Below are 10,874 nucleotides of genomic sequence, written 5' to 3' on the forward strand. Positions count from 1 at the left end.
GCTCCGGCGCGCGACCATGGACACCGAGGACGTGACCACGGAAGAGGTGCGGGGATGCGGCGTGGCGTAATGGTGGCCGGCGCTCTGGTGGCCGGGGCGGCGGGCGCGGCCTGGCTGTGGCGCAACCAGGCCGAGATCCTGACCAGGCGGCCGGTCAACGAGTGGACGTTCACCCACATCTCGACCGTGCTCCCGCACGAGCCGGTCCCCCGCCCGCCGATCCCCCGCCCGCTTCCGCTGCGGCCTCGGGAACTGACCTTCACCTACGAGTACGGGGGTGCCCGGCGCACCCTGGCCGACCTGCACCGGCGCACGTTCACCACCGGGTTCGCGGTGCTGCACCGGGGCGCGCTGGTGCACGAGTCCTATCCCGGGCGGTTCGCCTCGCCGCGGGCCCGCTTCCAGCTGTTCTCCTTGACGAAATCGGTCACCTCGATCCTGGTCGGGATCGCCGTCGAGGAGGGCGCGCTCGCGCTCGGCGAGCCGGCCGTCACGTGCTGCCCGGAGCTGGCCGGCAGCGCCTACGACGGGGCGACGATCGATGACCTGCTGCAGATGAGCAGCGGCGCCGCGTTCTCCGAGGACTACGACGACCCGGATTCGTCCATCGGGCAGTTCGAGCGGGCGGTCACGGCCGGCGGGTCGCTGCTCGACATGGCCCGGTCGATGCCGCGGGCCGCCCCGCCCGGCACCCGGTTCAACTACTCGACGATGGACAGTCAGGTGCTCGGCTGGGCCCTGGAGGCGGCGACCGGGATGTCGCTGGCCACGTACACCGCGAGCCGGCTGTGGGCGCCGATCGGGGCCGAGTACGACGCGTACCACCTGCTCACCCGGCGGCCACGGGTCGCGCTGGGCGGGGCGTCCCTGAACGCGACGGTGCGCGACGCCGCCCGGGTCGGCCTGCTCATGGCGCGTGGCGGCGAGGTCGACGGGGTTCAGGTCGTACCGCGGAAGTGGGTTGATCGTGCTCGGGCGAGCACACCCGGGAGCCTCGGTGCGGACTATCCCGGGCACTACGGGTACGCCGACCACTGGTGGACGCTCGACGGCGGCGCCTTCACCGGGCTCGGTATGCACGGCCAGATCCTGTGGGTGGATCCGGACGCCGACGTGGTGGTGGTCAAGACCAGCGCCTGGCCGACCGGCGACGATCCGGATCTGGACGAGGAGACGGTGACCGCACTGTCGGCTCTCGTCGCGTACCTTGCCTCCTCGCACTCGGGTGCGTAATACTCGTTCACGAACATTCGGCGACGATCGGACGGGTGGCATGGCCAAGCGGCGCAAGGTGGGCAACCTGCTCGGGCTGCACATCATGGCGACGCTGAGCATCCAGCCCATGCATCCGTACGAGATGGCGGCGCGGCTCAAGGCGTTCGGCAAGGATCAGGACATCAAGATCCAGTGGGGTTCGCTCTACACGGTCGTGCAGAACCTGGAGAAGCACGGTTTCATCGAGGCGTCGGAGACGGTCCGGGAAGGCCGTCGGCCCGAGCGCACGGTGTACCGGTTGACCCCGGCCGGCCGCGAGGAGCTGACCGACTGGATGCGCGAGCTGGTCGGTGTCCCCCAGGCGGAGTTCCCGCGGCTGCAGGCCGCCCTCTCCGTCCTCGGCGTGCTGCCGCCCGACGAGGTGATCGAGCTGCTGCAGCAGCGCCTCGAGATCCTCGCCCTGGAGAACGAACGGATGCGCTTCGACCTGGAGGGCGCCCGGCACGAGGTGCCGCGGCTCTTCCTGGTCGAGGGGGAGTACCGGATGGCGATCCGGGCGGCCGAGGTCGCCTGGATCACCGGACTGCTCACCGAACTACGCGAGGGCACCATGGCCGGGGTCGACGCCTGGCGGCGGATCCACGAGACCGGCGAGATGCCACCCGACCTCTCCGAGTTCATGACGGAGACGTAAGAAAAAACGCCTCGGCCGGTGCGGGAACACCGGCCGAGGCCATGCCCCATCAACCGGCCGCGGGAACGGCCCGGCTCATCCGAGGCGTGTAGCAGCAACAAGGATAACCGGGACACGGACCGTGGCGATCTGGAGAAGGATCACCATGAGTGATGCCGTGACGGCAGAAGAACTGCGAAAGACCTACCCCGGCGGGGTACGGGCCCTGGACGGCCTCAGCCTCACCGTCCGCGCCGGCGAGGTGTTCGGCCTGCTCGGGCCGAACGGCGCCGGCAAGTCCAGCACCGTCAAGATCCTGACCACGCTGGCCCGTCCCGACTCCGGCCGGGCCACCGTGGCCGGCCACGACGTGCTGCGTCACCCCGATCGGGTGCGTCGCGAGATCGGCGTCGTTCCCCAGCGCTCCGCGCTGGATCCGATGGCCAGCGGTCGCGACAATCTCACGCTTCAGGCAAGAATTTTCGGCGTACGGGGTAAAGAGCTCACCCGTCGCGTCGACGAGCTGCTGGAACGCTTCGACCTGACCGCGGCCGCCGGACGCGTCGTGCGCGGCTGGTCGGGCGGCATGCAGCGCCGCCTCGACGTGGCCCTCGCCCTGGTCCACAAGCCCGGCGTGCTGTTCCTGGACGAGCCGACCACCGGGCTCGACCCCGAGGGCCGGGCCGAGATGTGGACCGAGATCGGCCGGCTGGCCGACGACGAGTCGATCGCCATCCTGCTCACCACCCACTACCTGGACGAGGCCGACCGGCTGGCCGATCGCCTGGCCATCGTGGACGGCGGGCGGATCGTCGCCGAGGGGACACCGGCGCAGCTCAAAGGGGAGTTGCGGGGTGATGCCGTACATCTGGAACTGCATCAGCCACCGGACGGGCCGAAGGCGCGGCAGGCGATCTCGCACGTCGCCGGCCTGCGGGACGTGGCCCTGGACGGGCGCACCCTGAGCGCACGGGCCGACGACGGCGCGGCGGCCGTGCCCGCGACCCTGGCCGCCCTGGAGTCGGCCGGCATCGGCGTGGCCACCGTGACCGTTGCCCGGCCGTCGCTGGACGACGTCTACCTGCGCCACGCGGGACGGAGGTTCGCGGCATGACCGACTGCACCGAGCGGCACCCAGCCGCAGCGAACCGGCAAGGCCGCAGGCGAGGGCCGGGAGGGCATGCCCAAGGAGGCACAGCATGACCACGCTCGTCGAGCACACCTTCTGGATGACCAACCGGCGGCTGAAGGTGCTGATCAAGCAGCCGGCCTTCGTCGTCATCATGCTCGTGCAGCCGGCCATCTGGCTGTTCCTGTTCGGCAACCTGTTCCGCAAGGTCGTCGAACTCCCCGGGTTCGGGGGCGGCTCGTACATCGACTACATCATCCCCGGCGTGGTCGCGATGACCGCGGTCTCGTCGAACATGTGGTCCGGCATGGGCGTGCTCGAGGAGATCGAACGCGGCACGATGAACCGGCTGCTCACCACCCCGATCGCGCGGGGCGCGATCATGAACGCGCTCGTCGCCGAGCAGGCGCTGTCGACGGCCGTCCAGGTGGTGGCCATCTATCTGCTGGGGCTGACCGCCGGGGCCTCCTACCCCGGCGGGGCGGTCGGGCTGATCGTGCTGCTCGTGGCCGCGCTGCTGCTGGGGACGATCTTCAGCGCGCTGTCCAACACCGTCGGGATGCTGGCCCGGCAGCGGGAGACGATCATCGGGATCAACACGTTGCTGCTGCTGCCGCTGACGTTCCTGTCGTCCGCGTTCATGGCGTCGACGCTGATGCCGGGGTGGATGCGGCGGATCGCCGAGTTCAACCCGGTGAACTGGGCCCTGGACGCCGGCCGGGCCGCCCTGCGCGACGATCCGGACTGGGGGGTGGCGCTCAGCCGGGGCGGGTGGCTGGTCGCGCTCGCGGCGGTGATGCTGGTGCTGTCGACGCGGACGTTCCGGGCCTACCAGAAGTCCGTCTGACCAAAGGGGGTCGCCGGGTCCTCTCCGGGACCCGGCGCCCCCCTTCGGTGCTTCGTGATCCAGGCGACAAGGTCTAAAGGCGGGGCGGGGCGGTCCGATGGTGCGGCCGTCCCTGGACCGGATCGGAAACGGAGACCCCGCTGATGACGAGCCCCGCGCAGCCTGCCGGCTGGTATGCCGACCCGAGCGGCCTGCCCGCGACCCGCTGGTGGGACGGGCGGCAGTGGACCGACCACCTCCAGCCCGGCGCGGCCGTGCTGCCGCCGACCGCCGGGCTGGGTGGCTACTACCCGCAGGCCGCCCCGTCCGGGCCGCTCGTGCCCGGCGCGCACACCGTGGTCCCCTCCGACCCGGAGTCGGCCGAGATCTTCGCGACCCAGTCGACCGGGATGGGCGGCGGACTGGCGACCGGCGGACTTCCCGGTGGCGGCCTCCTGGGTGGCCGGCCCACCGGCGGCGGGCTGCCGGCACCGGCCGCGGAACAGCTCGACTACGCCATGCCCCCGGTCGACGGGCCGCCGATCGCCATGTCCCTGACCAACGATCACCCGGCGCTGGCCTCGGCCGACGCGCTGTCGGCGTTCGGGAGCACCCCACCGGTGCCGGACAAGCGCCCGGACGCCCGCCACGCGACCGGTCTGCTGACCCATCCCCTGCTGCTGGCCACCCTGGCCGCGGTGATCCTGGCCGCGCTGGTGGTCTACGCCCTCCTGCTGCGGTGACCGGCTGTCGGCAACCGGACCGGAACCGGTGGTGGACGACGCATTGAAAACCGTTCCGATGGGGTACGTGAGGGCCATCGACGGAAGCGGCTGGGCAGTGACCGATCATGGATAGAACGGCGCGGCCCGGGGCGGGCGGCCGGTAGCGTAGCGATCCCACTGCCCGGCCCGGCGTCCCGGGAGGTCCACGATGGCCGAGCACGCGGCGGAGGAACGACGCCGGAACTGGCTGATCGCGCTGGGCGCGGCGGCCCTGCTGCTGATTCTGCTGGCCCTGACGCTGTCGTTCTGCGACAACGCGAGCAACGACGACACCAAGGCGGCGCCGGCCACGACGGCGTCGGCCGAGACCCTGCCGCCGGTGTCCGGGCCCGGGTCGCCGGGGACGCTGTCGCCGAGGACGAGTTCGCCCACGTCCGGAAATGATCCGGGGGTGGCCCCGGCGGTGACCACGCCGCTGGCGACGAAGTCGGTCCGGCCCGGTGCGAGTCCGAGCGCCAGGAGCAGCACCCGGCCCAGCTCAAAACCGGTCACGACCCGGGCCACTCCGGCGGGCGGGGTGGATGCGGGCGGGGGCGGCGGGCTGAGCGGGCGGCGGGCATCGCTGATCGTGGCGGGCGTGTTCCTGCTGCTGGCGGCGCTGGTGACCGCTCGGTTCGCGGTCGGCCGGGCCACGCGCGGCTGACGGCCGTACGCGCAGATGGTTTTGATCTTGAATCGGCGCCTGGCGGTCTTCTCCGCGGTGCTGGCCGCGCTCGGCGTGACGCTCACCGCCCTGGGCCTGGTCACCGACGACGCCCTGCCGCCCCCCGAGACGACCGAAGCCGCGGCTCTGACCTGGGAGAACGTCCCGGCGCCGGCGCCCTCGGCGACGAGACCGAACCCGCGCCGGTCGACGCCGGCACGTCTGGACATCGCGGCCATCGGTGTGCACACGGCGGTCAGCCCGATCGGGCTGCGGCCGGACGGCACCCTGGACACGCCGCCGCTGCGCTCCGACTCCCCGGCCGGCTGGTATCGGAACTCGTCGACGCCCGGGGAGACCGGCCCGGCGATCATCGTCGGTCACGTGGACACCGCGCGGGACGGGCCCGCGGTCTTCTTCCGGCTGCGGGAGCTCAGGACCGGCGACACGATCTCGGTACGGCGTTCCGACCGTACCGTCGCGAATTTCCGTGTCGTCAAGGTCGCGAGCTATCTCAAGAAGGCGTTCCCGAGCGAGGAGGTCTACGGCGCGACGCCCGGGCCGTCGCTGCGGCTGATCACCTGCGGCGGCTCGTTCGACCGGGACCGTGGCAGCTATCGGAGCAACATCGTCGTGTTCGCCACGGCGACGCCGTGAGTGTCGGATAGAGAGCGCTCTCGGTACCGGTTCCGGCCCGTTCGGGCAATGAAGTTCCGGAACCTGGGCGGCTTGCCCGCATTGACGCGTGTATGCGCTCGGCCCCCTCTTGACATGGAGGCAGGCCGATTGCTTCCGTGACGTGGATCATTGCGATCTTGTTTCCGGAAGGGACTCCTCCGCATGACGAGAATCCGCCGGCGCGCCATTCTGCGCCGGACCACCGCCGGAGCGTTCGCGCTCGGCCTGGCCCTCACGGCGGTCACGGCGCAGGCCGCGCCCGCCGCCGCGCACACCAAGACCACCTCGCCCGACCTGGGCGCCAACGTCACCGTCTTCGACCCGAGCCAGCCGGTCAGCGAGATCCAGGCCACCCTGGACGCCGCGAACGCCAAGCAGGTCGACAACGAGATGGGCACCGACCGCTACGCGTTCCTGTTCAAGCCGGGCACCTACGGCACGGCCGAACACCCGCTGCAGATCAAGGTCGGCTACTACACCGAGCTCGCCGGCCTGGGCGCCGACCCGGGTGACGTCGTCATCAACGGCAAGGTCGAGGTCTACAACCGCTGCCTGGCCGACGGCGGCACCAGCAACTGCCTGGCCCTGGTCAACTTCTGGCGGACCGTGGGCAACCTGACCGTCAACATCAACGGCGCCGGCCAGGACGGCTGCCGGCAGACGGCCAACTTCTGGGGCGTCTCGCAGGCGGTCTCGCTGCGCCGCACCCAGTTCACCGGCGGCACCCTGTCGCTGATGGACTACTGCACCGCCGGCCCGCAGTACGCCTCGGGCGGCTTCATCGCCGACTCGAAGCTGCCGGCCACCGTGAACGGCTCGCAGCAGCAGTGGCTGACCCGCAACAGCGAGGTCGCGAGCTGGTCCAACGGTGTGTGGAACCAGGTGTTCTCGGGTGTCGTGGGCGCTCCCGACGACTCGGCGTTCCCGAACCCGCCGTACACCACCGTGGCCAAGACCCCGGTCAGCCGGGAGAAGCCGTACCTGTTCGTCGACGCCAAGGGCAAGTACCAGGTCCACGTCGCCGCCGCGCAGCGCAACACCGCCGGGGTCACCTGGAACTCCCCCGGCAAGAACATCCCGCTGAGCGACTTCTACGTCGCGAAGCCCGGCGACACCGCCGCGAAGATCAACCTGGCCGCCGCGCTCGGCAAGAACATCCTGTTCACGCCCGGCGTCTACAACATCGACCGGACCATCGACGTGTGGCGGCCGAACACCGTGGTGCTGGGTCTGGGTCACGCGACGCTGACCGCGGTCAAGGGCGCCACCCCGCTGCAGATCGAGGACGTCCCCGGCGTCGTCGTCGCCGGCCTCACCATCGACGCCGGCACGCAGAAGTCGTCCGCGCTGCTGCGCGTCGGCCGCGGCGGCTACAGCGTCCTCACCTCGCCGAACAACCCGACCACGCTGCAGGACGTGTACTTCCGCGTCGGCGGCCCGCACGTCGGCAAGACCACCACGGCGCTGGAGGTCAACAGCGACGACGTGCTGATCGACCACACCTGGGTGTGGCGGGCCGACCACGGCGTCGAGGGCTTCACCGGCGGCGACACCGAGCGGTGGAACACCAACACCGGCACGTACGGGGCGGTCATCAACGGTGACGACGTCACCGCGACCGGCCTGTTCGTCGAGCACTTCCAGAAGTACAACACCGTCTGGAACGGCAACGGCGGCACGACCGTGCTGTACCAGAACGAGCTGCCGTACGACCCGCCGACGCAGGCCGACTGGATGAACGGCAAGGTCGAGGGCTACGCCGGTTACAAGGTCGGGGACAAGGTCAAGACCCATCAGCTGTACGGGGCGGGCGTCTACGTCTTCAACCAGAACAACCCGTCGATCCACACCGAGAACGGCTTCGAGGCGCCGCAGCGTCCCGGCGTCCAGTTGCACCACATCATGACGGTGAACCTGAGCGCCGGCGTCATCGACCACGTCGTCAACGGCGTGGGCGACGCGGCCGACACCACCAAGGTCGGCGTTCCGGTCTACGTGAACCAGTACCCCGCAGCTCCGTAATCCTGCGGAAAGGCGCGGTGGTCACCCTCTCCGGAGAGTGACCACCGCGTTACTTTTTGACCAGGCAGCGGGTATTCGGGAGTGATGACCACCACCACCGAACCCACACTCAATCGGGTGATCGGGCCCGGCCTCCTGCTGCTCTTCGTGATCGGGGACATCCTCGGCACCGGCGTCTACGCCCTCACCGGGAAAGTCGCCAACCAGGTCGGCGGCGCGGTCTGGCTGCCGTTCCTGCTGGCCTTCGTGGTCGCGCTGCTCACCGCGTTCAGCTACCTCGAACTGGTGACCAAGTACCCGCGGGCGGCCGGCGCCGCGCTCTACACCCACAAGGCGTTCGGCCTGCACTTCCTCACGTTCATGGTGGCCTACGCGGTGATGTGCTCCGGGCTGACGTCGGCGTCCAGCGCGGCCAAGGCGTTCGCCGGGAACTTCGACACGGCCCTGCACACCGGCATCTACCCGACCCTGGTCGCGCTCGGATTCATCACCCTGGTCGCGCTGGTCAACTTCCGCGGCGTCGGCGAGAGCGTCAAGGCCAACGTGGTCCTGACCTGCGTGGAACTGACCGGACTGCTGATCGTCATCGGCGTCGGGGCGTGGGCGCTCGGCGCCGGCCAGGGCGACCTGTCCCGGCTCGGCGACTTCAACACCCCGCCCGGCGACAGCGTGATCCTGTCCGTGACGGCCGGAACCGCCCTGGCCTTCTTCGCGATGGTCGGCTTCGAGGACTCGGTGAACATGGCCGAGGAGACCCGCGACCCGGGACGCACATTCCCGAAGGTGATGCTCACCGGGATCTGCGTCACCGGCGTCATCTACGTGCTGGTGGCGATCTCGGCGGTCGCGCTGGTCCCGCCGGCCCAGCTCGGGCAGGGCGAGACGCCACTGCTCAAAGTGGTGCAGGCCGGGGCGCCCGGGTTCCCGCTGTCGGTGTTCGCCTGGATCACCATGTTCGCGGTGGCCAACAGCGCGCTCATCAACATGATGATGGCCAGCCGCCTGCTGTACGGGATGGCCAACGAAGGCGTACTGCCACGCATCCTCGGACGGGTGCACCCGACCCGGCGTACCCCATGGGTGGGGATCGTCTTCACGACGCTCATCGCCTTCGGGCTGATCTGGCTGGCCGACCTGACCGCGCTCGGCGGGACCACCGCGCTGCTGCTGCTCTGCGTGTTCACCGTGGTCAACGTGGCGGTGCTGGTGCTGCGGCGCGACCGGGTGGAACACCGGCACTTCCGGGCACCCACCGTGATCCCGGTCCTCGGGGCGGTGGCCTGCGCGTTCCTGGCCAGCCCGCTCAGTGGACGGGCGGCCGCGGACTACCGGGTGGCCGGCGTGCTGCTGCTGATCGGGGTGGTGCTGTGGGTGATCACGTACGCCGTGGGTCGCCGTAGTGTGCACCCTGCTCACGGCTACTGAAGGTGATGTGCGAAGCTGCCCGCTACCACATGCACCCTCATCTCCTGCTCGGAGGCCCGATATGGCAGAAATTCTCTCCCTTGTGGCCGGGCTCGTGATCGGTCTGATAGCCGGATGGTTCTTTCGTGGTCGCCGCGCCGGGGCTGAGGCTCCCGCGACGACCGCGCCGGCTGTGACCAGCGAGACCGCTCCCCCCGCCGAGGCGGCTTCGTCGGTTGCGGACACCGCGCCGGTCGCGGCTTCCTCGTCCTCAACCTCATCCTCGGACGCTGCGACCGAGCCGATCGCCGTGGTGGATTCGCCGGCCGCGGAGACCGTCGTCATCGAGACGTCCGAGACCACCGCGATCATCGAGCCCGAGCCGGTTGTCGCCGCCGAGCCCGAGGCCGTCGAGCCTGAGGCTGTCGCGCCCGCCGCCGAGCCTGAGGCTGTCGAGCCGGAGGTTGTCGAGCCCGCTGTCGAGCCTGAGGTTGTCGAGCCGGCTGCCGCTGCCGCTCTGCCCGAGCCCGAGCCGGAGGTGGCCGAGCCCGTCCTCGCAGCCGAGCCGGTCGTCGCGCCCGAGCCCGTCGTGGCCGCCGAGCCCGTCCTCGCACCCGAGCCGGTTGTCGCCGCCGAGCCCGTCGAGTCTCCCGCCGCCGCCGAGCCGGTCGGTGCCGAGGTCATCGAGGAGCCCGTGGCCGAGGAGGCCGAGGAGGCGTCCCCGATCATCGAGCCGGTCGCCGAGCCGGCCCCGGTCGACGAGCCCGTCCCCGCGGGCGACCCCGTCCCGGCCGACGTCCACCAGCCGGACGACCTGACCAGGATCCCCGGCATCGGCCCGAAGGTCGCGATGGCGCTGGCCGCGGCCGGCATCACCACGTACGCGAAGCTGGCCGAGACCGACACGGCCGCCCTCAAGCAGGCGATCGCCGCATCCGGCATGCGCGGCTCGGCGAGCCTGGTCACCTGGCCGGAGAAGGCCCGCGAACTGGCCGCCACGGCCGGCTGACCGGATGGTTCCGGCCTCCTCCGGGAGGCCGGATCCGCGGAAACACGGAACTTGATCCGGGAGAAGTAGCAAGTCAGGAGCGTCCCCGCCGATGTGAGGGGCTGTCCGGTTGCCACCACGTTCTCCAGGAGGTCCCGATGACCACGATCACCGCCATTGCGTCGTCGACCGACACCCAGGCCGCCTGGGCGCGGCTGCAGACCTACCGCCGCCAGCTGGCCCAGGATCTGATCCCGGTGCAGGCCGACGCGCAGACCATCACCGCCGACCGGGCCGCCGTCGCGGCCGCCGAGACCGAACTGGCCCGCCTCCAGGGCGGCCGGGACGTCGTCACCGGCAAGGTCGCCGCCACCGCGGTGCAGGCCGAGAGCGCCGCGATCGCGCAGGCGCAGACCGTTCAGGCCACGCAGACCAAGAAGGACCTGCCGTTCGGCCGGTCCCTCGACGTGACCGTCTGACGGATCCCCGACATGCCGGATCCGGTGAAATC

General features: G+C 70.7%; 11 protein-coding genes. All 11 read left to right on the plus strand.

The annotated features are described in order from the left end of the window. Positions 1-54 precede the first annotated feature (54 nt). Positions 55-1,233: a serine hydrolase domain-containing protein gene (locus ACSHV8_RS29250; RefSeq protein ID WP_436520767.1), complete on the plus strand. Its 1,179-nt coding sequence runs from the start codon at positions 55-57 to the stop codon at positions 1,231-1,233. A gap of 40 nt (positions 1,234-1,273) precedes the next feature. Continuing rightward, the gene (locus tag ACSHV8_RS29255; protein ID WP_436520769.1) at positions 1,274-1,909 is read left to right on the plus strand and encodes a PadR family transcriptional regulator; all 636 of its coding nucleotides are present in this window, start codon (positions 1,274-1,276) and stop codon (positions 1,907-1,909) included. Positions 1,910-2,054: 145 nt separating this feature from the next. Beyond that, positions 2,055-3,002 carry an ABC transporter ATP-binding protein gene (locus ACSHV8_RS29260; RefSeq protein WP_436520771.1) on the plus strand — a complete coding sequence of 316 codons (948 nt, stop codon included), beginning with the start codon at positions 2,055-2,057 and terminating at the stop codon, positions 3,000-3,002. 85 nt (positions 3,003-3,087) lie between these two features. Beyond that, positions 3,088-3,864 (plus strand): ABC transporter permease, encoded by a 777-nt coding sequence (locus tag ACSHV8_RS29265; protein ID WP_436520773.1) that lies wholly within the window; start codon positions 3,088-3,090, stop codon positions 3,862-3,864. A gap of 143 nt (positions 3,865-4,007) precedes the next feature. Continuing rightward, positions 4,008-4,586 (plus strand): DUF2510 domain-containing protein, encoded by a 579-nt coding sequence (locus ACSHV8_RS29270; protein WP_436520775.1) that lies wholly within the window; start codon positions 4,008-4,010, stop codon positions 4,584-4,586. Between the two features lie 190 nt (positions 4,587-4,776). Next, positions 4,777-5,271 (plus strand): hypothetical protein, encoded by a 495-nt coding sequence (locus ACSHV8_RS29275; protein WP_436520777.1) that lies wholly within the window; start codon positions 4,777-4,779, stop codon positions 5,269-5,271. Between the two features lie 27 nt (positions 5,272-5,298). After that, complete coding sequence (locus ACSHV8_RS29280) at positions 5,299-5,928, plus strand: class F sortase (protein ID WP_436520778.1); 630 nt, start codon at positions 5,299-5,301, stop codon at positions 5,926-5,928. Between the two features lie 183 nt (positions 5,929-6,111). Further along, positions 6,112-7,971, plus strand: a complete 1,860-nt coding sequence (locus tag ACSHV8_RS29285) for an adenylyl cyclase (RefSeq protein WP_436520780.1) — start codon at positions 6,112-6,114, stop codon at positions 7,969-7,971. Positions 7,972-8,055: 84 nt separating this feature from the next. After that, positions 8,056-9,396: an APC family permease gene (locus ACSHV8_RS29290; RefSeq protein WP_436520782.1), complete on the plus strand. Its 1,341-nt coding sequence runs from the start codon at positions 8,056-8,058 to the stop codon at positions 9,394-9,396. A gap of 289 nt (positions 9,397-9,685) precedes the next feature. Next, positions 9,686-10,384 (plus strand): DUF4332 domain-containing protein, encoded by a 699-nt coding sequence (locus tag ACSHV8_RS29295; protein ID WP_436520784.1) that lies wholly within the window; start codon positions 9,686-9,688, stop codon positions 10,382-10,384. A gap of 137 nt (positions 10,385-10,521) precedes the next feature. Next, positions 10,522-10,842 (plus strand): hypothetical protein, encoded by a 321-nt coding sequence (locus ACSHV8_RS29300; RefSeq protein WP_436520786.1) that lies wholly within the window; start codon positions 10,522-10,524, stop codon positions 10,840-10,842. Positions 10,843-10,874 lie beyond the last annotated feature (32 nt).

This window comes from Actinoplanes sp. HUAS TT8 (genome assembly GCF_051380535.1).
GTDB lineage: Bacteria > Actinomycetota > Actinomycetes > Mycobacteriales > Micromonosporaceae > Actinoplanes.

Bases quoted from the DNA above. Each gene is read 5' to 3' on its own strand.
- ACSHV8_RS29250 (WP_436520767.1), top strand. From the start codon at position 55: ATGCGGCGTGGCGTAATGGTGGCCGGCGCTCTGGTGGCCGGGGCGGCG.
- ACSHV8_RS29255 (WP_436520769.1), top strand. From the start codon at position 1,274: ATGGCCAAGCGGCGCAAGGTGGGCAACCTGCTCGGGCTGCACATCATG.
- ACSHV8_RS29260 (WP_436520771.1), top strand. From the start codon at position 2,055: ATGAGTGATGCCGTGACGGCAGAAGAACTGCGAAAGACCTACCCCGGC.
- ACSHV8_RS29265 (WP_436520773.1), top strand. From the start codon at position 3,088: ATGACCACGCTCGTCGAGCACACCTTCTGGATGACCAACCGGCGGCTG.
- ACSHV8_RS29270 (WP_436520775.1), top strand. From the start codon at position 4,008: ATGACGAGCCCCGCGCAGCCTGCCGGCTGGTATGCCGACCCGAGCGGC.
- ACSHV8_RS29275 (WP_436520777.1), top strand. From the start codon at position 4,777: ATGGCCGAGCACGCGGCGGAGGAACGACGCCGGAACTGGCTGATCGCG.
- ACSHV8_RS29285 (WP_436520780.1), top strand. From the start codon at position 6,112: ATGACGAGAATCCGCCGGCGCGCCATTCTGCGCCGGACCACCGCCGGA.
- ACSHV8_RS29290 (WP_436520782.1), top strand. From the start codon at position 8,056: ATGACCACCACCACCGAACCCACACTCAATCGGGTGATCGGGCCCGGC.
- ACSHV8_RS29300 (WP_436520786.1), top strand. From the start codon at position 10,522: ATGACCACGATCACCGCCATTGCGTCGTCGACCGACACCCAGGCCGCC.